Origin of the sequence: uncultured Thermosynechococcus sp., assembly GCF_937958135.1 — a bacterium.
GTDB lineage: Bacteria > Cyanobacteriota > Cyanobacteriia > Thermosynechococcales > Thermosynechococcaceae > Thermosynechococcus.
In genome coordinates, this window is record NZ_CALGOG010000090.1 from 1 (window position 1) to 21512 (window position 21512).

General features: G+C 53.3%; 18 protein-coding genes, 1 tRNA gene and 1 pseudogene. 8 read left to right on the plus strand and 12 right to left on the minus strand.

Translation table 11 applies throughout. From position 1 onward, the window contains the following. Nucleotides 1–55 precede the first annotated feature (55 nt). Nucleotides 56–220 (plus strand): PAP/fibrillin family protein, encoded by a 165-nt coding sequence (locus Q0711_RS10575; RefSeq protein WP_298617050.1) that lies wholly within the window; start codon nucleotides 56–58, stop codon nucleotides 218–220. Nucleotides 221–233: 13 nt separating this feature from the next. On the opposite strand, the gene argJ is transcribed toward Q0711_RS10575, so the two are convergent. Together argJ and Q0711_RS10585 are read right to left on the minus strand one after the other, a co-directional pair. Then, on the minus strand, nucleotides 234–1493 hold the full coding sequence (gene argJ / locus Q0711_RS10580; RefSeq protein WP_298617051.1) for a bifunctional glutamate N-acetyltransferase/amino-acid acetyltransferase ArgJ: 1260 nt from the start codon (nucleotides 1491–1493) through the stop codon (nucleotides 234–236). Between the two features lie 379 nt (nucleotides 1494–1872). Next, the gene (locus Q0711_RS10585) at nucleotides 1873–3051 is read right to left on the minus strand and encodes a DNA double-strand break repair nuclease NurA (RefSeq protein ID WP_299042513.1); all 1179 of its coding nucleotides are present in this window, start codon (nucleotides 3049–3051) and stop codon (nucleotides 1873–1875) included. Between the two features lie 117 nt (nucleotides 3052–3168). Between Q0711_RS10585 and Q0711_RS10590 the strand changes: the two genes are divergently transcribed. Next, nucleotides 3169–4356 (plus strand): 1-deoxy-D-xylulose-5-phosphate reductoisomerase, encoded by a 1188-nt coding sequence (locus Q0711_RS10590; protein ID WP_298611820.1) that lies wholly within the window; start codon nucleotides 3169–3171, stop codon nucleotides 4354–4356. A 43-nt stretch (nucleotides 4357–4399) separates the two neighbouring features. After that, complete coding sequence (locus Q0711_RS10595; protein ID WP_298611823.1) at nucleotides 4400–5608, plus strand: 4-hydroxy-3-methylbut-2-enyl diphosphate reductase; 1209 nt, start codon at nucleotides 4400–4402, stop codon at nucleotides 5606–5608. Here the strand turns inward: Q0711_RS10595 and rlmB are convergent. The 3 genes from rlmB to Q0711_RS10610 form a co-directional block, all read right to left on the minus strand. Beyond that, a complete protein-coding gene (gene rlmB / locus Q0711_RS10600; protein WP_298976943.1) occupies nucleotides 5605–6492 on the minus strand; it encodes a 23S rRNA (guanosine(2251)-2'-O)-methyltransferase RlmB in 888 nt (295 codons plus the stop codon). The genes Q0711_RS10595 and rlmB overlap by 4 nt on opposite strands. 29 nt (nucleotides 6493–6521) lie before the next feature. Next, nucleotides 6522–7835, minus strand: a complete 1314-nt coding sequence (locus Q0711_RS10605) for an META domain-containing protein (protein ID WP_298611462.1) — start codon at nucleotides 7833–7835, stop codon at nucleotides 6522–6524. A 95-nt stretch (nucleotides 7836–7930) separates the two neighbouring features. Beyond that, a complete protein-coding gene (locus Q0711_RS10610) occupies nucleotides 7931–9493 on the minus strand; it encodes a glycoside hydrolase family 3 N-terminal domain-containing protein (protein ID WP_298611460.1) in 1563 nt (520 codons plus the stop codon). A gap of 221 nt (nucleotides 9494–9714) precedes the next feature. Here Q0711_RS10610 and Q0711_RS10615 point away from each other — a divergent pair, with 221 nt between their 5' ends. Beyond that, nucleotides 9715–9858: a hypothetical protein gene (locus Q0711_RS10615; protein ID WP_298611457.1), complete on the plus strand. Its 144-nt coding sequence runs from the start codon at nucleotides 9715–9717 to the stop codon at nucleotides 9856–9858. A gap of 759 nt (nucleotides 9859–10617) precedes the next feature. Here Q0711_RS10615 and sat read toward each other — a convergent pair. Beyond that, nucleotides 10618–11814 (minus strand): sulfate adenylyltransferase, encoded by a 1197-nt coding sequence (gene sat, locus Q0711_RS10620; RefSeq protein ID WP_298612135.1) that lies wholly within the window; start codon nucleotides 11812–11814, stop codon nucleotides 10618–10620. 90 nt (nucleotides 11815–11904) lie between these two features. On the opposite strand from sat, the gene Q0711_RS10625 reads away from it, so the two are divergent. The 3 genes from Q0711_RS10625 (at nucleotide 11905) to Q0711_RS10635 (ending at nucleotide 15945) form a co-directional block, all read left to right on the plus strand. Then, nucleotides 11905–12801: an alpha/beta fold hydrolase gene (locus tag Q0711_RS10625; protein WP_298612132.1), complete on the plus strand. Its 897-nt coding sequence runs from the start codon at nucleotides 11905–11907 to the stop codon at nucleotides 12799–12801. Nucleotides 12802–12896: 95 nt separating this feature from the next. Next, a complete protein-coding gene (locus Q0711_RS10630) occupies nucleotides 12897–13115 on the plus strand; it encodes a hypothetical protein (protein WP_298612130.1) in 219 nt (72 codons plus the stop codon). 403 nt (nucleotides 13116–13518) lie between these two features. Then, entirely contained in the window at nucleotides 13519–15945 is a 2427-nt protein-coding gene (locus Q0711_RS10635) for a sucrose synthase (RefSeq protein ID WP_298612127.1), read from the plus strand. Nucleotides 15946–15952: 7 nt separating this feature from the next. Here Q0711_RS10635 and Q0711_RS10640 read toward each other — a convergent pair whose 3' ends face one another. After that, on the minus strand, nucleotides 15953–16597 hold the full coding sequence (locus Q0711_RS10640) for a response regulator transcription factor (RefSeq protein WP_298612125.1): 645 nt from the start codon (nucleotides 16595–16597) through the stop codon (nucleotides 15953–15955). Nucleotides 16598–16684: 87 nt separating this feature from the next. Continuing rightward, entirely contained in the window at nucleotides 16685–18391 is a 1707-nt protein-coding gene (locus Q0711_RS10645) for a diguanylate cyclase (RefSeq protein ID WP_298617120.1), read from the minus strand. A 263-nt stretch (nucleotides 18392–18654) separates the two neighbouring features. Here Q0711_RS10645 and Q0711_RS10650 point away from each other — a divergent pair, with 263 nt between their 5' ends. After that, complete coding sequence (locus tag Q0711_RS10650; protein ID WP_298612138.1) at nucleotides 18655–19686, plus strand: chlorophyll a/b binding light-harvesting protein; 1032 nt, start codon at nucleotides 18655–18657, stop codon at nucleotides 19684–19686. Nucleotides 19687–19771: 85 nt separating this feature from the next. Here the strand turns inward: Q0711_RS10650 and Q0711_RS10655 are convergent, their stop codons facing one another. The 4 genes and pseudogenes from Q0711_RS10655 to Q0711_RS10670 form a co-directional block, all read right to left on the minus strand. Continuing rightward, nucleotides 19772–19975 carry a hypothetical protein gene (locus tag Q0711_RS10655; protein ID WP_298612122.1) on the minus strand — a complete coding sequence of 68 codons (204 nt, stop codon included), beginning with the start codon at nucleotides 19973–19975 and terminating at the stop codon, nucleotides 19772–19774. A 2-nt stretch (nucleotides 19976–19977) separates the two neighbouring features. Further along, nucleotides 19978–20631, minus strand: a complete 654-nt coding sequence (locus tag Q0711_RS10660) for a DUF3318 domain-containing protein (protein ID WP_298612120.1) — start codon at nucleotides 20629–20631, stop codon at nucleotides 19978–19980. A 57-nt stretch (nucleotides 20632–20688) separates the two neighbouring features. Next, a tRNA-Pro gene (locus Q0711_RS10665) sits at nucleotides 20689–20762 on the minus strand. A gap of 364 nt (nucleotides 20763–21126) precedes the next feature. Further along, nucleotides 21127–21512, minus strand: a pseudogene (locus tag Q0711_RS10670) (hypothetical protein); the annotation flags it as partial.

Below are 21512 nucleotides of genomic sequence, written 5' to 3' on the forward strand. Positions count from 1 at the left end.
GTCTTGGCGCAACCCGTCGGAGCCAAAAAGTTTCCTTCCTAAGGAGGGGTAAACAGTGGCGAAAACAGAATTGTTAATGGCGATCGCTGGCCTGAATCGAGGTATTCTAGCTACCCCTCGCGATCGCAAACAGGTGGCCGCTCTTGCCACCTCCCTTGAGAAGAGCAGCAGCAGTCATGGGATGGGTACAAAACTTGATTTTCTGCGGGGAGGTCAATAGGTCTAACAAGGGACTAAGTGGTGTACTCGGCATTGATTTTCACATAGTCGTAGCTAAGATCACAGCCCCAAGCAAGGCCACGACCATGGCCGTGGCCGATACTCACTTCAATAACCACGGGATGTTCAATGGATTGTTGGCCGCCGGCATCCACGCTGGCAGTGGCTTGGTTCACCAAGTAGGCATTGGCAGCGGCGCGATCAAAGGGCAGAGGTTGACCTTGGCACATCATTGGAATCCCGCCAAGGGAAATAGCCAGATTGCTGGCATCAAAGGGCACCCCGGCGCGACCAGCGGCGGCAGCAATACGTCCCCAATTGGGATCTCGGCCATAGATGGCGGATTTCACCAGCATGGAGCCGGCAATGGTTCTGGCCACTTGGCGTGCGGCTACATCATCACTGGCACCGCTCACCTGCACTTCAATGAGGCAGGTTGCTCCCTCGCCGTCACGGGCGATCGCCTTTGCCAAATGGACACAGACTGCGGTCAACATTTCCTCCAGACGAGTTGCCGCAGGTCCTGGCTCTGTAATTGCTGGGGTGCGGGATTGGCCATTGGCCAAAGCAATGACACTGTCATTGGTGCTGGTATCGCCATCAACCGTAATTTGATTGAAGGAGCGATCGCAGGCGCGTTGCAGCATCTCCTGCCACAGATGGGGAGATACGGCGGCATCACAGGTAATAAAGGCCAGCATCGTCGCCATATTTGGGTGAATCATTCCTGAACCCTTAGCGATGCCGCCAATGCGAACGGGTTGGTCTTCCCAGATGGCTTCAAGAGCAATTTGCTTAGGCACTAAATCTGTCGTCATAATGGCACGGGCAGCAGCCTCCCCATTGTTGGGGCTTAAGCTTGCCGTCAGGGTGGGCAAAGCTTGGCGTATTTTCTCCAGGGGAATCGGCTGACCAATGACCCCTGTTGACGCCACCAGCACCATCTCTGGACTGACTCCTAAGGCCGTTGCCACCATCTCCGCTTGGGCTAAAACTGCCTGCCAGCCCTGTTCGCCGGTGGCAGCATTGGCTTGACCGGAATTACACAAAATGGCTTGCGCTGTTCCCTTCGTTTGTAACCGCTGACGACAGTAGGTTACAGGGGCTGCACACACGTGGTTCGTTGTAAATACCCCAGCGGCAATCGCCGGCACGTCGGAAACAATCAATGCTAGATCCGCTGCCCCTGAAGCTTTTAATCCTGCTGCCATTCCCGCAGCCCGATATCCTTTGGGGGCAGTGACCCCACCTGTAATCCGTTGCCAGTGACCCATAACGTCGTCAACCAGAGAATCGTTGCGATTATATCAGGGCTATTTCCCAAAAGAGCGACGATTAAGGGTTTTTGCAGAAGTCTAGGGGAGCAGTTATGCCCTGAGGGGCAGGGCGATCGCTCGCTAAGCAATGAAGAAATGAAGCCGTCAGCTCAATGAGCAGTTGTCCCTCAGCGGCGGGATGGGAATGGCGTTGATTGGCCGGTTGGCGGGTTGATCCTCACCCCCCCGCTGGTGGGAGGACTTTTGGCAACGGCACCAACAAAATACCGGTCAAACCCGCGAAGAAGCCCTAGAACTGTTGCGCCGATTGCGGGGCAAAAACGCAGCGGGAACCGGAAGAGGCACTGAAGGCATTAAAAAAATCACCTCGGTAAAGTTAACGCCGCTGCTGTTTGCTGACCCACTTGCGGCTAAAGTGCAGTTCCATGCCGACGCTTTCTGCCCAGACTTGTAATTGCTTGAGGAAAGCTTGGCGATCGCTCCCTTGAAGAACGGCCAATTGATCGGCAGCTTCGAGGGCATAGGGATAGCCCTGGCCGGTAATCAGTTCCCCACAGAGCCAGCGAATCACCGGATCCAGTAATCGTGCTTCGTAGATCCACAGGGGCAGTTCCAAGCGCACCGGATACCCGTGATGGGCCTTGAGGTAGCAAAAGCCAATACCCTTTGCCCAAGAGCCATAGCTTCCAAGGATGCCGCCGCGATCGCAGACAAAAACCGGTGAGCGATCGCCCCACTGGGTCAAAACGGTATTTAACAGTTGGGCATCTGAGAGGTGTGGACTAGGCGGCAGATTCGCTAAATGCCCCAAAAGGGTTACTAAATCCCGCGCCTGGGAGCTATCAATGTAAGCCACGAGGGGAATCCGACGTTTCAGGCTGGTCTCTAGGGTTTGGCAAAGAGCCGCAACATATCGTGCTTGCCATTCTGGGGCGTAGGACTCCGCAAAGGTCGCCACAAAGGAGCCGTCAAACAATAACAGTGCCGGGGCAGCTACTTCAGCCATGCGCTCCTGGAGAGTTTTCAATTCCAGTTCAAAGCGGCGTAGGTGCACATAGCGTTCGTGGAAGCGGTAAATTTGGGGTTGGCGCAACTGTGCTTCCGCTTGGCGCAGTTCCGCCGGCGTAATCAGTTCTAAGGCAATTTCTTTGGCATAGGAGCCATTTCCCCGGTGGGGATTGAGAAACCAACCTGCCTGCACTACTGCCACGGGTAAGGAGAGCTCTTCACTGGGCAGAATCTGGGAGCCATCCACCGCCACAGTGGTGACATCCATGAGTTGAGTTCTTGCCCACTCCCGCGCCGCCTGGCGATGGGGCCACTGTACCCCCAAGGGAATGCGCCACCCCTGAGGCCACGGTTCAATGGGACAGGCTCCCCAATCGGTGATCTGCGGATCCATGGCAGCGGTGATGTCGGGAAGCGTTTTTTGTTGCCATGTCCCTAGAGCCTGTTGATAGTCCTGTCGCACTTGAGCAAGCGCTGTGTCATAGTTGAGAAAGTCAGCCTTTTTGTGATTTAGTTGCTGCACCAGTTGGGAAAGGGGTAACACCATAACCAAGAAAGAGTCGAGAAACGCCTGTTGCTATTCTCATCAGAATAAGTATGGGTTTGCCTTGTGTCCCCTCCTGGAGTAAATATTAAGGTGTCCCCTGACCCTCCCCCAAAAACTGTGAAGGCACTTAATCTCCTTGGCTCCACCGGCTCCATTGGTACCCAAACCCTTGACATTGTTGCCCAATATCCCGATCGCTTTCGGGTCGTTGGCCTTGCCGCCGGACGCAACCTAGGGCGACTCATTCCCCAAATTCGCCAATTTCAGCCGGAGATTGTCAGTATTGCCGACCCCAATCAACTGCCCGAACTGGAGGCGGCATTGGCGGATCTGCCCCAAAAACCGCACTTGGTGGCTGGCGAAGCAGGGATTGCAGCGGTGGCGGCCTATGGGGATGCCGATGTGGTGGTGACAGGTATTGTCGGCTGTGCGGGTCTGGTGCCCACAATTGCCGCCATTAAAGCGGGCAAGGATATTGCCTTGGCCAATAAGGAAACGCTCATTGCCGGTGGTCCGGTGGTTTTGCCGCTACTTCAAGAGTACGGTGTCAGGCTCTTGCCCGCCGATTCTGAGCATTCGGCTATTTTTCAATGTTTGCAGGGGGTGCCGGAAGGCGGACTGCGGAAAATTATTCTTACTGCCTCAGGGGGCGCCTTTCGGGATTGGCCCGTGGAGAAACTCTGCCAAGTCACGGTGGCCGATGCCCTCAAACATCCCAACTGGTCAATGGGGCCAAAAATTACCGTGGACTCGGCGACCCTGATGAATAAGGGTCTAGAGGTGATTGAGGCGCATTACCTTTTTGGCGTGGACTACGACAACATTGAGATTGTCATCCATCCCCAAAGCATTGTTCACTCGCTAATTGAGTTGCAGGATACCTCCGTACTGGCGCAGTTGGGCTGGCCGGATATGCGGTTGCCGTTATTGTATGCCCTCTCGTGGCCAGAGCGGATTCCTACGAATTGGTCAGCGTTGGATCTGGTGAAGGCGGGAAGTCTGACCTTTCGATCGCCGGATCACCAGAAGTATCCCTGTATGGGGCTGGCCTATGCTGCGGGTCGTGCCGGCGGGGCGATGCCGGCGGTGCTCAATGCAGCCAATGAGGAGGCAGTGGCCCTCTTTATTGCCGAGGCCATTTCCTTCTTGGAGATTCCGCGGCTGATTGAGATGACCTGCGATCGCTACTCTGGCCAAAACATTCGCAACCCCAACTTAGAGGACATTTTGGCCGCCGATCGCTGGGCACGGCAGACAGTACAGGAATTGGCGCAACGGGGAGCCAGCCCGATGGTTGCTCTCTAGGAGTTGTGCCAAAATACCATCAGATTGCTTCAGAGGAGAGCCAATGGATACCCGTGCATTCAAGCGATCGCTCCACAGTTCAGAAAACTACCACCGCAAGGGCTTTGGCCACGGTGAGTCAGTGAACCGGCAACTCCAAGGGGAGTATCAAAGTTCTCTGATTCAGCAAATCCGTGCCAATGGCTATCGTTGGCAAGAGGGGGATGTGACGATTCGCTTGGCGGAGGCCTTTGGCTTTTGTTGGGGAGTGGAGCGGGCCGTGGCCCTTGCCTATGAAACTCGCACCCACTTTCCCACGGAGCGCATCTGGATCACGAATGAAATTATCCATAATCCCTCGGTGAATGAGCGCCTGCGGCAAATGGCCGTGGAATTTATTCCGGTGGTCAACGGGGTCAAGGACTTTAGTGACGTGCGCCCAGGGGATGTGGTGATTTTGCCCGCCTTTGGGGCCAGTGTCCAAGAGATGCAACTGCTGAATGAGCGCGGCTGTACGATTGTGGATACCACCTGCCCGTGGGTCTCAAAGGTGTGGCACAGTGTGGAAAAGCACAAAAAGGTGAGCTTCACCTCGATTATTCACGGCAAGTATAACCACGAAGAGACAATTGCCACCAGTTCCTTTGCGGGCACCTATTTGATCGTCCTCAACCTAGAGGAAGCCCGCTATGTCTGCGACTATATCCTCAAGGGGGGCGATCGCGAGGCCTTCATGGCCAAGTTTGCCAAGGCCTGTTCTGTGGGCTTTGATCCCGATCGCGATCTGGTGCGCGTCGGCATTGCCAATCAAACCACCATGCTCAAAGGGGAAACAGAACAAATCGGCAAATTATTTGAGCGCACGATGATCCAAAAATACGGCCCCGATCGCCTCAATGAGCACTTCATGAGCTTTAACACGATTTGCGATGCCACCCAAGAGCGCCAAGATGCAATGCTGAATTTAGTCAAGGAACCGCTAGATTTAATGGTTGTAATTGGGGGCTACAACTCCTCGAATACCACCCACCTTCAAGAAATTGCCATTGAGCATGGCATTCCTTCCTATCACATTGACTCTGCGGATCGTATTGGGCCGGGGAATCGCATTGAGCACAAACCCCTGCATCAGCCCCCCACGGTGACTGAAAACTGGCTGCCGGATCGCCCCCTCACCATTGGCATTACCTCCGGTGCCTCTACCCCCGACAAGGTGGTCGAGGAAGTGCTCAATAAAATTTTTGCCCTGCGCTCTGTGGCTGCTGTTTCCTAAGTTGGAGATTCCTGAGTCAAATCCCAAGCGGGCGATCGCTGGCAACTGATCTCGTAGAGAGCAATGCCCACCGCCACCGAGGCATTGAGGCTCGGGGTGCGCCCCGCAAGGGGAATCGCAACCATTTCATCGCAGTGCTTCTGGGTTTGCAGGCTAATCCCTTCCCCCTCACTGCCAACCACAAAGACGGTGGGGCGATCGAAGGTGATCTTGGGCAGGGGCACCGCTCCCCGCTCCGAAAGACCATAGATCCAATAGCCTGCCTGCTTCAGGGTTTCAAGAGCTTGGTTGAGGTTGACCACCCGTGCCACGGGCAAATACTCCAATGCCCCTGCGGCTGCTTTAGCTACGGTTGCCGTAATACCGACGGCGCGCCGTTGAGGAATAATCACTCCCTGCATCCCCAGCGCCTCTGCTGTGCGGATCATGGCACCGAGATTTTGCGGATCGGTAATCCCATCGGCCGCCAAGAGCACGGGTTGATTCACAGTAGCCGCTTTGGCCAATAAATCCTCTAAAGACCAGTAATTGTAGGCCGCCACCTGCATGGCAATCCCCTGATGGCGCCCCCGCTGGCACAGTTGGTCAAGACGTTCGGGGGTCACGGTATCAATAACGGCGCCCTGCTGTTTGGCTTCATTCAAGCGTTGATGAAAGCGCGGATCGTAGCGCAGAGAGGGAATCACCCAGATACGGTTGCAGGGGCGGCCACTCTCAAGGGCTGAGAGCACTGCATGGCGACCGTAGAGGAGTTCGGGGGCATCCTCAGTGGGGGCAGGTGGGGGAGATTTCCTAACGGGTTTGGCCGGTGTGTGCCGTGGGGAGCGAGGAGGACGGGTCGCAGTCAGGCGATTTTTTTTGCGGGGACGAGGTTTCTCGGTCATCGAAGCGTCGTTAGGGTAGCAACTCTCCCCTAGGGCGTTCGCTGAAACATCGCAAGGGGGCGATCGCCATCATAAAACGTCAGGGTATTTCCCTCAATGCGGTAGCGATTGGTTTGCTCAAGACTCTGCAAAAATGACATCTCTATCCTTTGAGCCCGCTGACCGATGCAGACTCGCCGTGTTGTCGCAACTGCCGAAAACCGCAATTGTTGGCCATTGACGCTGTAGCCACCGTTAAAGTTATTACAGCCACTAAAGCCCGTTGCTCGCTGGGCCCTGCCATCAAACTCAATAAACACAGTATTCATCGGATTGCGCGGTGGCATTGGCGGCATATTGGCGAGGCGCTGAAGTTGCCAGCGGCCACTGAGGGGACTTTCCGTCGCACCCGCTTCAAAGGTCAACAGCAGGCGATCCTCCTCAAACAGTTGTAGGGTATTTCCTTGAATGCGGTAGCGGTTGGTGCGGCTCAGCCCCTGTAGCATCTGGGTTTCCACACTCTGAAGCAGCTCTTGACTACATAGGCGTTGGCTGGTGGCTAAGGGGGCAAAAAGGAGGCGTGGGCCGTTGGCGGTGTAGCCACCATTAAAGCTATTACAGCCGGTAAAACCACCGGCACGGCGGTTGGCACTATCAAACTCAATAAAGGCGGTATCCACCGGAAAGGCTTGATTACCTATGCCTCTGAGGTGCCACCGCTGACCGCTGAGGCTCAGTTCCGAAGGCTGGGAGGGAGTGTTATTCGCCATTGGTTGGGTGGAAACGGCCACAGGCACCAAGCGCGGCAAAGGCAAAAGCCCCCCTTCGAGGCGATAGGTCACGGTGCTGATGCGGCTAGGACAGCAGAGGGGATCATTAGGGCTATAGCGGGCAAACTCTGCCGTGAATGTACCGTCGTTTTGGAACTTGACCTCACCAAGAAACGAGCCATCAGCGCGGGAATCCATCAGATTCGGGGATAAGGTTCCCAAGTAGAGTCCTCTATAGAAGACAAAGGCTTGATACCCCATCGGGCGACACATGCCATCAAAACCACTATTGCCAAGAATAATTTCCACGTTCTGATGGCGAATGGGTGTACCCACCAGATACCAGCCCCGCTGTTGAATTAGGCGATCTGCCATGGATTGGGGCGATCGCAGGGTACTGCGACAGCGGTTCAACTCCCCAGGATTGAGATTGCCCCGTGGGGGAATCTCTAGGATCGGCAGGCTGGGATTCCAGTTGCGTGGCGGTTGATCGAGCCAAGATGGGGGTGCAGCAAAACTGATCGGGGCGATCGCCAGCGTTGTTGCAGCTATGGAGAAGGTTGCCAAGCCAGCGGCAGCGGGAAACTTAATCATGGTGAGGAAAGACCGAATTCTGGGAGGTATCTGTAGGGACGTGAAAGCAGGATAGGAGTTCCCTAGGGTTTCCCTCGCAAAAGATTCAAAAACCTTTAGAAGATTCCCTTCACTAAACACCCTAGAGCCAGCCTTTGGGCAATGGGGTCGTGGCCATAGCTAAAGACGCGGGGCAAATCGGGATGGAGCTGCTGGGCAATCTCGTGGTAGGCATAGGGACTGCCATAGACCACCAGACCCATCAACTGATTGTGGGTTTGGAGCCATTCTAGGGTGGCGATCGCTGGCACACTTAACCCTGCTTTGCCGCGGAAGGGGTTGCCACGGCAAAATACCTGCACTAAGGTCGGTGCCCTGGAGAAGCCCTCAATCATTGTCAGGGGTGTTTGCCGATCAATCACCACCCGTTGGTCAAATCCCCAAGTGGGAGGCAGTGTCAATGCTGGACAGGTGCAGTTCAAAAAGCCGGCGTTTAGCGCATCATCCACCACCAGACAATTCACCCCTGAGGTAACGGGTTGCCAAGCTTGGCCAGCCCGCTTGATACTTTCTTGGGCAATGGCGGTGGCCACTTCAACGGCCGGGGTGGTCTGGAGATAGTCCAACTGTAACGAAAGGGGCAGCAAACGCGCCTTTGCTGCTTGAATTCGAGCTACAGAGGCCTGAATCCGCTCGTAGGGAATCCGCCCCGACTCAACAGCCGCAACCACCGCTTCAATGGCGGCGGGGGGATCCAAGGGCATGAGCAGAATATCGGCACCCGCTGCTACGGCTTTGACAGCAGCTTCCGCAGTACCGTAGCTGTGGGCGATCGCCCCCATGACTAGGGCATCGGTCACAATTAGCCCCCTAAACCCCATCTCTTGGCGAAGGATGCCTGTGAGAATTTGGGGCGACAGGGTTGCGGGTTGCTCGGCATCCAAGGCAGGGAGATGCACATGGGCACTCATCACCGCATCCACGCCTGTTTGAATTGCAGCAACAAAGGGCGGCCATTCAATGGCTTGCAGGCGATCGCGATTGTGGGGAATCACAGGCAGTTGCAAGTGGGAATCGGTTGCTGTATCCCCATGGCCGGGAAAGTGCTTTGCTGTTGTTAGCACTGGATAGGTTTTTGCCCCTTGAATAAACGCCGTTGCAAGGGCACTCACCACCTCTGGCTCCTCACCAAAGGCGCGCACATTAATCACCGGGTTGGCGGGATTGTTATTCACATCCACCACGGGAGCTAAAACCCAGTTCAAGCCGATGGCCAAAGCCTCTGCTGCCGTGGATGCTCCCATTGCCCTTGCCAGATCCACTGCCCGTTGTGGATTCCTTTGGGCGATGGCTCCTAAAGCTGCCGGGGGCGGAAATTGTGTTGCACCGCTAAAGCGTTGACCAACCCCCTCCTCAATGTCAGCCGCCAACAGCAGGGGAATTGTTGCCCAAGATTGGAGTTGCCGACAGCGCTCTGCCACTTCAACGGCACTGCCCCCCAAGAGAATCACCCCCCCCACGCCCCAGTCTTTAATCCAGTGTTTTAGGGTGTCTTGGGGCGGTTCCCAAGCAGGATATTGAATCTGGCGATCGTAGAGGTAGCCACTGGCGCGTACAACCACCATTTGTGCCACCTGTGCCCGTAGTGAAAGATCAGAAAGAGGGGGAATAAATGTCATGGGTGTAATCTCATTCAGAACAAAATTTCACAAATCAATAATTTCCTTATTCAGCATATAAAAAATTGTCTCAAACTCCCTCAGGCAACTTATCTGATTTTTTATACTAAAAGTACAGCCTTTACCTAATGATGGTGAGGTGAGGTTCGATTCCGTTGCTGCGGTGTTCAATCATTAAGCCAAAGGCTGGAGCCTAAATCGCTTTCTTTAGGAGTTGACCTATGTTAAAAGCACTACGTGAGAAATTACAAGGGATGATGGTCTTTTTGATGGAGGCATTTGGGCGCATCTTCACCCCTCGCAACGATCACTATCCTTCCACGGGGGCACAGCCCTTCACGGGAACGCCCGCCCGTAAGAGTTAGTTACTGTCTTCCACAAGCAGAATCCCTGTAAAGACCTTGCAGGTAAAAATCACTAAACTAGTATTAGTTCCGCATCAGCTCCGCCAAAGCGGCAAGTAGGGGGCTGGTGCAGTTTTTTATGAGCTTGGGGCGATCGCCAAAACTGTCAAAATCCAGAGATAATGTTCAGTGCTAAAAGTACTCCTAAAAGGGTGCAACCGGCAAATTTAACAGCATATTGCAGAATTAGTTAAGGAATATTTCAGATATTGAATTTTCGGTTAACATTTGAGGATTCTCGAATGCCTATGCTAGCCTAAAAGTAGGCACAGAAAGAAAGGGTAACGATAAGAGTGAACTTAAGGCTTGTGCCTCCCAGTCCTTGAGTTCAGGATAAAGCAAAGTTACTCCAAGATAAATCTCACGCCTGTCTTGCGAGTAACATCAAAATCAATCCTTTGAGCTTCAGCGTTTTATCTTTGTTCTCTTGCTTTATCCAGCCTTATCGTTCGTGTGGTTACTGCCGAGTCCCCATCCTGTCGTCCATGGGAGTTAAGGCACTACTAGGTAACCTCCTAGTCTCTAGAGTCGTCAACGTTGACAGCAATCTATTACCTAGTGTCCATGCTCCAAGCTTGATCGGTTGAGATCGCAAAGGGGGTTGGATCGCCAGCTAAAACCACGTTTTGTCCACGTTAGTTGTTGAGTTAAACATCGTCGTTGCTAACTTGTAAAGGGGTCTTGCTGCCGTCAGCTTGACCCCCTCGTTTTATTTTTAGGCTATGGTGCTAGTTGCGGTTGTCGCATTGCTCGTGCCAGTTCTGCCGCCACCTCTGGGCGCGAAAACTCTGGGGGTGGCAATTCTCCGCGCCGCAGCATTTCCCGTACCTTGGTGCCGGAGAGGTGAATGCGCTCTTCCGGTTTACTGGGACTGGTTTTACTGGTGGCCATGGACTGGGTGCGGGTGCAGTAGAAGGCATGCTCAAACTTCAAAGGAATAATCCCTAGGGCTGCCGGGTCAAATTCATCAAAAATATGCTGGGCATCATAGGTGCCATAGTAATCCCCCACGCCCGCGTGATCGCGACCGACAATAAAGTGGGTACAGCCGTAGTTTTTGCGCACTAGGGCATGGAAAATGGCCTCCCGCGGTCCGGCATAGCGCATGGCTGCTGGGTTAATGGCCAGCACTACCCGATCCTTAGGGAAGTAATGTTCCAACACAATTTCATAGCAACGCATGCGCACATCGGCGGGGATGTCATCCTCCTTCGTGGCACCCACGAGGGGATGCAAAAAAAGGCCATCCACAATTTCAAGGGCGCATTTCTGGATATATTCATGGGCGCGATGGATGGGGTTGCGGGTTTGGAAACCAACAATTGTCCGCCAGCCTTTTTGGCGAAAGAGGGCACGGGAATCTACCGGATCAATGCAATAGTTGGGGAATTGGGGATGGGGATGCCGCTCTAGGAGCCAAATGGGGCCTGCTAGGTTGACTTCTCCCTGTTCATAGAGCACCTTGACGCCGGGGTGTTTGTCATCTTCGGTGCGATAGACACAACGAGCCTCACGGCGTTTGTCATAGGTGTATTTTTCGGTGAGTTCGAGAATCCCCAAAAACTGACCCGCTGCGTTATCAAGACGAATAGTTTGGCCAATTTCTAAGGGGGCAGCCACTTCAGCCCTGACAGAGAGAGTGATGGGAATAGACCACGGCAGGCCATTGGCAAGGTACATTTCTTCGACCACTCGCTCGTAGTCGGCCTGTCCCATAAATCCGGTTAGGGGACTAAACCCACCAATGGCAATGAGTTCTAAGTCAGAAACGGCTCGCTCATCAAGAGTCACGCGGGGCAATTCATCGGCGCGGGCAAGCCAAGCCTGTTTTTGTTCAGGGGAGAGAATGCGATTCACGAGAGTGCCGCCGTGGGGGGCGATCGCGTCCTTTGTTTGTACGGTTACGGATGAACTCAAGGTCGAACTCCTTTTGGGGCAAAATGAACGCGTTGCAAAACTTCATAAGATAGAAGTCATTATTGGACGAATGGGTGCAGGAGACAACGGGTGGATCTCTATCGCTACGGTGTGCAGCGAGATTGGTGCTGGCGCGGGTGGCAGAGTCGCTACAGTTTTTGGCAGCCCGCTTCCCCTGGGGGAACACCGCTGATCCTGCTCCACGGCTTTGGGGCATCCCTACGGCACTGGCGATACAATCTTCGGGTCTTAGGAGATTATCAGCCGACCTATGCCCTTGATTTAATAGGGTTGGGGGCAGCGGAAAAGCCTAGTGCTGCCTACGGTGCTGAATTTTGGGCGGCTCAGGTTCATGCCTTTTGGCAAGGAATTGTCGGGCAACCGGCGGTGATTGTTGGCAATTCCATTGGCGCATTGATTGCCCTCACCTGTGCCTATCGCTATCCCCAGATGGCAGCGGGGGTGGTGATGCTGAGTCTGCCGGATCCGGCGGTGCGCGAGGAACTGATTCCCAGGGCGATCGCCCCCCTTGTGAGTGGAATTGAACAGATTTTCACGGCTCCTTGGTTGTTGCGCCCTCTTTTTTACCTCGTTCGCCGCCCCTTCATTGTCAAACGCTGGGCACAATTGGCCTACGCCAACCCCACCTGTGTGGATGAGGAATTGTTGGAAATCTTACTCACCCCTGCCTATGACCGTGATAGCGATCGCGCCTTTGTGCAAATTACCCGTGCCATGAGTCGGAGAGGCTTTGGCCCCAGTGCCAAGACCATGCTCAAAAAGGTGTCCCAGCCCCTATTGCTCATTTGGGGCAAACAGGATCGCTTCATCCCCCCGCTGTTCAGCCAGCGGTTTCAACAGATACAACCGAGGATGCAGGTGGTGGAGTTAGATCACACAGGTCACTGCCCCCACGATGAGCAGCCCGATCGCGTGAATACGCTGGTTTTAGATTGGTTGCGCAGCCACTCACTTTCCAGAGGCTGAATCCCACTGGGGCAAGTTCTATGGTCACGGCAATCTTTAGGAGTTGGCACAGCGGATGTTTAGGCTGATTCCGGTTTTTCTGGACATTCATTCCTATGGGTGTTTTGCTGCCCTTGGGACGACTGGTGCGGCGGCGTTGGGCACTGATGCGATCGCTTTATATGCCCAGTTCAGTGATTGCAGGCATATTGGGGCTGCTTCTTGGTTCTAGCGTTTTGGGGGCGATCGCCGACCAAATTGCAGCCGAATCTGTTTTTTTCACATCCTCTGAGTCTGGGGGGATTGCTTGGAATCTCTTTGTTATGCTCTATTGAGCACTGCGAATTTTGCCCAGATTCTGGGTTGAGCGGGGTATTGGCGACAGGGGGCAATCCAGGGGTCTCACCCCCACCGGTCTATTGCTGATTCCTATGCTGGATCGCCACCACTAATTAGGGGCGCTAGAGGGTTTTGCCTACAAGCAAATTCTCTTTGAGCCGATTTAGGGGAAGTTTATTTACAGTGGCAGCAGCGATTTTAATCCAGCATTTGCTCTACTACCTGTGCTGGGACTAACAGGTGGGCTATTCCCCCTGTGGTTGTGGTTTGGCTTCCGGAACTATGGCCAACTGCGGCGATCTCTTGGGCAAAATTGACCCTATCCAAGGGGAAACCTAGAATGGAAACGACTTGAGTTGCTGTGCCGTCTCAAGTAAAGGCCGTGTTGTGAGTTTGCCGATGACCTCTGTACTCCTGCAATCCGTTGTTGAGAGTGATGAACGCACCGATCTGCGTCAGTTTTCACGCATCCTACAACTGGGGGAAAAACGCTATCTTCTGCGCAATGAAATTTTGACGGCCTTTGCGGAGTACTGTCGGGAACACGATCGCCCTGTGCCTCCCCCCTCAGAATCGCGCCTCAGCAAGCTGGTGTTCTATACCCAAGAGATCATTGTTGACAACGAAAGTCTGTGTTGGATTATTCGGCCACGGATTGCCCAGCAGGAGGTGTGTCGGCTGTTGGTGGAGGATTTGACGATCGTGCCAATGACGATTCCAGAACTACTGGATCTGCGCGATCGCCTGGTGAATCGCTATCACCCCAACGAAGGGGATATTTTTGAGATTGACGTTCAACCCTTCTACGATTACTCGCCCATCATCCGCGATGCCAAAAACATTGGTAAGGGGGTGGAGTTTCTTAACCGCTATTTATCCAGTAAGCTCTTCCAAGATCCACGGCAGTGGCAGCAAAACCTCTTTAACTTTCTGCGAATTCATCGCTACAACGGCTATCAACTCTTGATCAATGAGCGTATTCGCTCTCCGCAGCAGCTCTCGGAGCAGGTGAAACAGGCCTTAGTGGCTCTTAGCGATCGCGCCGCCGAGGAGGCCTATAGTGACTTTCGCTTTGAACTGCAAAATCTCGGCTTTGAACCGGGTTGGGGCAATACTGCTGCGCGAGTGCGGGACACCCTAGAAATTCTCGATCAACTCTTGGATTCTCCGGATCACCAAGTACTGGAGGCCTTTGTCTCGCGGATCCCGATGATCTTTCGCATTGCCCTGATTTCTCCCCACGGCTGGTTTGGTCAAGAGGGGGTGCTGGGGCGTCCCGACACCGGTGGGCAGGTGGTCTATATCCTCGACCAAGTGAAAAGCTTGGAAAAACAAATGCGCGAGGATTTGCAACTGGCAGGGCTGGGAGTACTGGAGGCACGGCCTAAAATTATTGTCCTGACTCGCCTAATTCCCAATGCGGAAGGGACGCTGTGCAACCAACGCCTTGAAAAAATTTATGGCACCGATGATGCATGGATTTTGCGGGTACCCTTTCGGGAGTTTAATCCCAAGGTGACGCAAAACTGGATTTCACGGTTTGAAATCTGGCCCTATTTAGAAACCTTTGCCATTGATGCGGAGCGAGAGTTGCGGGCAGAATTTGGTCATGTCCCCGACCTGATCATTGGCAACTATTCCGATGGCAATTTGGTGGCCTTCTTGCTGGCGCGGCGACTCAAGGTAACCCAGTGCAACATTGCCCACGCTTTGGAGAAGTCTAAATACCTCTTTAGTAACCTCTACTGGCAGGACTTAGAGGATAAGTATCACTTCTCAATGCAATTTACGGCAGATTTAATTGCCATGAATGCCGCCAACTTTATCATTAGCAGTACCTATCAAGAGATTGTGGGAACACCTGATAGTATCGGCCAATACGAATCATACCAATCCTTTACTATGCCTGACCTCTACCATGTGGTTAATGGCATTGAACTGTTTAGTCCGAAATTTAATGTGGTGCCACCGGGGGTCAATGAGCAGGTGTACTTTCCCTATTACCGCCATACAGAGCGACTGGAGGACGATCGCCAGCGGTTAGAGGAACTGCTCTTTACCCTTGAAGATGCGCAGCACATTTACGGCTACCTCGAAGACCCAAACAAACGCCCAATCTTTTCAATGGCGCGCTTGGATCGGATCAAAAACCTCACGGGGCTGGCAGAAGCTTTTGGTCGTAGTAAAGAACTGCAAGAGCGCTGTAATTTAATTTTGGTGGCAGGCAAGCTGCGCACCGAAGAGTCTAGCGATCGCGAGGAAATTGCCGAAATTGAGAAGCTTTACCAAATCATCCACGAGTACAACCTCCACGGTAAGATTCGCTGGCTGGGGATTCGTTTGCCGAAGGCAGACTCTGGAGAAATTTATCGCATCATTGCCGATCGCCAAGGGATTTTTGTTCAGCCTGCTTTGTTTGAAGCCTTTGGCTTGACAATTTTGGAGGCAATGGTCAGTGGTCTGCCCACCTTTGGCACTCGCTTTGGCGGTCCTTTAGAAATTATCCAAGATGGGGTGAATGGTTTTCATATTAACCCGACCCACTTAGAAGAAATGGCTGAAACCATTGTCCGCTTTCTGGAGGCTTGCGATCGCGATCCTAGCCAGTGGCAACGGATTTCCAAAGCGGGCATCGAGCGGGTCTATAGCACCTACACTTGGAAAATTCACTGTACCCGCCTGCTCTCCCTCGCCAAGATCTATGGCTTTTGGAACTTCTCTTCCCAAGAAAACCGCGAAGACATGATGCGCTACATGGAGGCACTCTTCTACCTCCTCTATAAACCCCGCGCCCAAGCCCTGTTGGCAGAACACATGCGGCGGTAAGAGGCATCTAGACGTAGTGGTAATCAATTGCCCAGCGAGCGAGTTCGGTGCGATTATGGCAACCTGTTTTGCCCAGCATATTGCTGACATGGCTTTCCACAGTGCGCTGACTGACGTGTAACTCTGCGGCAATTTCGCGGTTGGAGAGGCCTCTGGCCACGTATTGAAGAATCCGCGTTTCCGTAGGGGTGAGTTCAACACCGCGGGGCGGGCTGGGCACAGGAGGAGGTTGCCGTCCTTGGGCTTCCCGCAGGCGAGCCGTCTGGTTGAGGAGGGCTTGGATCTGGGCTAGGAGTTCCTCCGGTTCAAAGGGCTTGACCAAGTAAACATCACCACCAGTTTGCAAGCCCCTAATGCGATCGTGGGTTTGCCCTTTGGCCGAAAGAAAGAGCACCGGCAGCCAACTGAGGTGGGTTTGTTGTCGCACTGCCCTGACAAAGCTATAGCCATCCATCTGCGGCATCATCACATCGCAAATAATTAAGTCGGGGGTTTGCTGCTGAAGAATTGCCAGACCTTCTTGGCCATGGCCTGCCGTCAGCACTCGATACCCCTGCATCTCAAGGTAATCTTTCACCAAAAGAACTAGGGTGGGGTCATCATCAACCAAGAGAATGGTGGCATTTTGCGCAGAGGATGCCTCAAGGTGCATATATTGGGAGGATTTTTAGGACTACCTATAGCATTGACACTGCTGGTACCAAGTTTGAGGTGGCGTTTGCTGCTTTTTTAGGATAGCCTATTCCTCCGGCGAGAAAGCATGAGCAAACTCTGAGGCAGTCTCCTTGGGGGCTATCACAATTTGGGAGCGCCCTGCGGCCTTAGCGGCGTAGAGGGCGTCGTCTGCGCTTTTCACCAGTTGGAGTAGGGTCTGCCCATGGGTGGGAAATTGACTGATACCGGCGCTAAAACTCACCTTAAAGCTGTCATGGTTGGGGGCGTGGAATGTGTGATTCCGCAGGCGGTGTAAACAGATGGCAAGACGATGTTTGGCCACCTCAAGGGAAATATCGTAGAGGGCAATTAAAAATTCTTCTCCTCCCCAGCGAGCTACAATATCCTCCATCCGTAGGGACTGCTTCAGCATGCGGGCTGTGGTCACCAACACCTGATCACCAACATCGTGACCGTAGGTATCATTGATGCGTTTGAAGTGGTCTAAATCTAAAACAACGATACAGAGACTTCGCTGTTGGCGGCTGGCAAGGGTCAAAAAGCGTTCAATATCCTCTGTGGCTTTGCGGCGATTGCTCAGTCCTGTGAGGGGATCTACCTCCGCCAAGCGTTTTAGGAGGCGGGTACGCTCTAGGCGATTGATAATGCGAGTCACTAACTCAGGTCCCACAATTGGCTTATTGACAAAATCATCGGCACCGGCGGCAAAGAGTTGTGTGACAAGGGCTGGATCGGTGGTGGCAGTCAGAAAGAGGATGGGGAGCTGGCTCCAGCGAGGATCATTGCGGACAACTTGGCAGAGTTCTATGCCATTGATGCCGGGCATTTGCACATCGAGAATCACCAGTTCAGGATGGGTGGCCTCTAGGACATCCCAAAATTGATCGGGATTTTGCAGGGAGGTAACACTCATGCCCCAAGGTTCCAGGAGCCGTTTCAAAATGGCCAGGGTGATAGCATCATCGTCAACCGCCAAAATACTGGCAGAGTTGATTTCTTGGGGTTGCAATAACTGATCGAGAGCCTGCAACAGCCGCTCGACATCCACAGGCTTACTGAGGGTCATCCGTGAGCCAAGACGAATGGCGGCGAGGCGATCGCGCCACGTGTCCTGGGCGGTAAACACGAGGGCGGGGATGGGCGGACGCTGCTGCCGTAATTGCTGCAAAAACTCGCGGGTGGTCACCTCATCGGGCATCACTTCAGGATTGAGAATGACGGCATTGGGCCGACTCTCCTCCAGAAAGGCACAGACCAGCGGCCAGCTATCCATCGCAATGTAGCGAAATCCCCGATCAGCAGAACACTCCTCAAGGGAGTGAACTAATTCAGGATCGTGGTCAAGGTGGAGAACCAAGGGCAATCCTGAATCATTGTTCTTTTTTGGCTTGGCGGGGGCGATCGCGCTTAGAAGTTGCTGCACAATCCCCAGCAGGGCTTCTGGGGCACAGGGGTAGTGGCAGTAAATGACTTGGGCTTCCGGCTGGGTAGCTAAATCAATAGCGGTGAGAACCAAGATTGGCTCCTGAAACCCGCGATCGCGCACCTGCTGGCAAAAGACCTCCACTGCGGTGCCCAAATGCGATTCATCCACAATCAACAGGTGATAGCGACAACTGGCCAATAGTTCCCAGAGATCTTCAGGGCGTGCCACTACATCCACTCGATGATCAACAGTCGTGAGGATAGAGACCAGTGTTGCCGCTGCTGCTACATCCTCGTGATAGAGCAAAATGGCCATACGTAGGTGCAAGCCCCTGTGACTATCCACTACCCTACTGCTTTTTCTCAATCTTCCTCAAGTTCTTGAGGATACAGATTGCCCCCAGATGAGTTACATATCTTTAGGTTTTCACTGGTACTAAATGCCATTAATTCTCAACAGCAATGCTATAGTAGGCCTAGGCATTATTGAGTCTTAGTCTCAATAAGCTTCCCTGTTCATACCATACGTTTATCCAAGGAGGAAGAGTTATGGCGATCGCCAGTGAACCGCCAACCTCTGCGACTACCCCATCCCCCACAGGTGCAGGCCTGCAAACCTACGGCCAAGCCAACGTCAAGTACGACTGGTGGGCAGGCAATGCCCGCTTTGTCAGCCTTTCAGGGTTATTTATCGCTGCCCATGTGGCACAAGCAGCCCTGACTGTATTTTGGGCTGGCGCTTTTACGCTGTACGAAATTTCCCAGTACAAACCCGATCTGCCCATGGGGGAACAGGGTTTGATTTTATTGCCCCATTTAGCGACACTAGGATTTGGCATCGGCGAGGGGGGTAAAGTTGTCGATTTATACCCCTACTTTGTGATTGGCGCTGTACATCTCATTTCCTCGGCAGTGCTCGGTGCCGGTGCTCTCTTCCATACGTTCCGTGCCCCCCACGATCTCAGTACCGCCTCAGGGTGGGCGCGGCGCTTCCATTTCCGCTGGGACGATCCGAAACAACTGGGAATCATTCTGGGGCACCATTTGCTCTTTTTGGGATTGGGTGCCCTGCTGTTCGTGTTGAAGGCAACAATTTGGGGGGGGCTGTATGACGCAAATTTGCAAACAGTACGCCTTGTTACTGAACCCACACTGGATCCCTTTGTTATCTACGGCTACCAAACCCACTTTGCCAGCATTGATAATCTGGAAGACTTAGTGGGTGGGCATATCTATGTTGCCATTTTGCTCATTACAGGTGGGATTTGGCATATTCTTGTGCCGCCCCTGAATTGGGCACGGCAAGTGCTGATGTTTAATGCGGAAGCCATTCTCTCCTACTCCCTAGGCGGCATTGCCCTAGCGGGGTTTGTGGCGGCCTACTTCTGTGCAGTGAATACGCTCGCCTATCCCGTAGAGTTTTACGGTCCACCTTTAGAAGTCAAGTTGGGAATTGCTCCCTACTTTGCAGAGACAATCGACTTGCCTCTGGGGCAGCATACTCCCCGTGCTTGGTTAGCCAATGCCCACTTTTTCCTTGCCTTTTTCTTCCTCCAGGGGCATCTTTGGCACGCGCTCCGAGCCATGGGATTTAATTTCAAGCAACTGGAAGGTTTTCTCAATCCAGTTATTGAAAATTAATTGCAGCAGTTCTGCTCTTGAGTGTTAGCTACTGCCCTCGATCTCAGCGATCGAGGGTTTTTTATGAATTCAGGGAAGGCTTTCATTACTTTTGAGAATGTTTAGCACCCCTAAGCTGTCGCGCGATCGCCGGCGCAAAGAAAATCAAAAAAGCAATTTGAGCTGTAAAGACCCAGCCATAGTACCGCAGGACAGGGTGCAAATCCCACTGTGCCATGACCCCTAGACTGACCACTGTCCACAGGAGGATGACTGCTGGCAACAGCAGCTTCTGCTTTGGGTATGCCATGATTAAGATTCCGCTTGGGTTTCGTTTTGCATGGCCTGCATGCGGGCTTTGGCTTTGGCGGCACTCTTTTTCAGCGCTTGCAGACGCAGTTCATAGTGTTTGCGTTGGCGGCGGTTGGGCGCTTGCTCAATGAGGAATTTGAGGGCGCTGCCAAGACTTTTGTAGGCGTTGGGAAGTTCATAGCCAAAGCGGGTCGCCAGGGCGATCGCCCGTTCATCAGCAGCAATAGCTTCCTTGAGAACCTTTTCACTATTGTTGCGCCGGTAGAGTCGCCAACCCGAGAAAGCACACAGGCCAAGGGCAAGTGTGAGCAACAGGCCGTCCCGTACCCAGAGTTCGCCCACAGCACCCCCCAAACCAATGGCCAGTGCAGCCATCTCCCAGCCATCACGAGGAATCGTGTCATTTTGGATGCGAGCCACTTCATGCCAAAAGAGGAGGTTGCGTTGATCCTTGGCCAACTGATCCCAGCGTGCTAAATCAATTTGAATTTCCACCTCATCCTTGCCAATTTCTTCGCAGGTGATCAGGGGAGGATTTACCCCACTGGCTGGTTCAATCATCACCCAGCTTTGCAGCTCTGGTGGCAAGAGAGACTTAAGACGGCGCAATTCCGCTAAGTCGGAACGGGCAACTGAGGATGCAGCCGAGGTCATAGCACAACACAATCCTAGGGTATTTCTTACCTATCTTAACAGTTCAAAGCCGACTAATCGGGATGACAGGATTTGAACCTGCGACCCCTTCGTCCCGAACGAAGTGCGCTACCAAGCTGCGCTACATCCCGATAACTCATTTAGGATAGCATTTGCTGGCTTTTTCCTCAATTGGCCTGTGGGGATTAAGCAGTAAAGAAATTTAGGCCAAATTTAGTCCATTGTCCAAACTGGGGCGGCTAAAACTCTTTCTGAGAAACGATTTGAGGAGTCGGCTCTATTGCGGCACCCACAGATAGTCAAGGTCGAGTTCGCCTGCGCGGGTTTTCAACACACCAAGGATGTCTTGCCACTGACGATCGGAGATTTCGCCGTCCGGGCGATACCATTCGAGTTTTGCCAGAGTAATATCCTCAGGGCTGACCGCTAAGGTTTTATTCGTCGCTTCTCCATTGCATCGCGTGCGTGTTCGGTCAGAACTTAATCCATGCCGCCTCACTCGCAAAGGGCCATCACCTTAAGGCTCTCGACGCCCCGGTCGTCCACGATCTTGACTGCGATGCGCCGGTATTCGCCCAACTCGAAGGGCAGCGACTCGGTGCCCCAGTAGGCGCGGATGCGCTCCAGGCGCACAGTCATCCTCAGTTGCATGTCGAGAGCGCCGCAAGGGCCTCCTTCACTTCCCCGGCTTTGGTTTTGAAGATCAACAACCTCCGTGCGAAATGCGGTTATCTGCGAGTCTTTCTCCATCAATTCTCGCGCCACATCGTATTTGCCCGCTTGGAAGGCTTGACTTCCTTCTCGATTCAGCGCCTCAATAACATTCTCCATTTCCTTTAGCACTATGTCAAAGACAATTGCGACCTCGTTTTGGTTCACCG

Coding starts and splice junctions, on each gene's coding strand:
- argJ (WP_298617051.1), bottom strand. CDS start 1,493: ATGGGTCACTGGCAACGGATTACAGGTGGGGTCACTGCCCCCAAAGGA.
- Q0711_RS10585 (WP_299042513.1), bottom strand. CDS start 3,051: ATGGTGTTACCCCTTTCCCAACTGGTGCAGCAACTAAATCACAAAAAG.
- Q0711_RS10595 (WP_298611823.1), top strand. CDS start 4,400: ATGGATACCCGTGCATTCAAGCGATCGCTCCACAGTTCAGAAAACTAC.
- rlmB (WP_298976943.1), bottom strand. CDS start 6,492: ATGACCGAGAAACCTCGTCCCCGCAAAAAAAATCGCCTGACTGCGACC.
- Q0711_RS10605 (WP_298611462.1), bottom strand. CDS start 7,835: ATGATTAAGTTTCCCGCTGCCGCTGGCTTGGCAACCTTCTCCATAGCT.
- Q0711_RS10610 (WP_298611460.1), bottom strand. CDS start 9,493: ATGACATTTATTCCCCCTCTTTCTGATCTTTCACTACGGGCACAGGTG.
- Q0711_RS10615 (WP_298611457.1), top strand. CDS start 9,715: ATGTTAAAAGCACTACGTGAGAAATTACAAGGGATGATGGTCTTTTTG.
- Q0711_RS10630 (WP_298612130.1), top strand. CDS start 12,897: ATGGGTGTTTTGCTGCCCTTGGGACGACTGGTGCGGCGGCGTTGGGCA.
- Q0711_RS10635 (WP_298612127.1), top strand. CDS start 13,519: ATGACCTCTGTACTCCTGCAATCCGTTGTTGAGAGTGATGAACGCACC.
- Q0711_RS10640 (WP_298612125.1), bottom strand. CDS start 16,597: ATGCACCTTGAGGCATCCTCTGCGCAAAATGCCACCATTCTCTTGGTT.
- Q0711_RS10655 (WP_298612122.1), bottom strand. CDS start 19,975: ATGGCATACCCAAAGCAGAAGCTGCTGTTGCCAGCAGTCATCCTCCTG.
- Q0711_RS10660 (WP_298612120.1), bottom strand. CDS start 20,631: ATGACCTCGGCTGCATCCTCAGTTGCCCGTTCCGACTTAGCGGAATTG.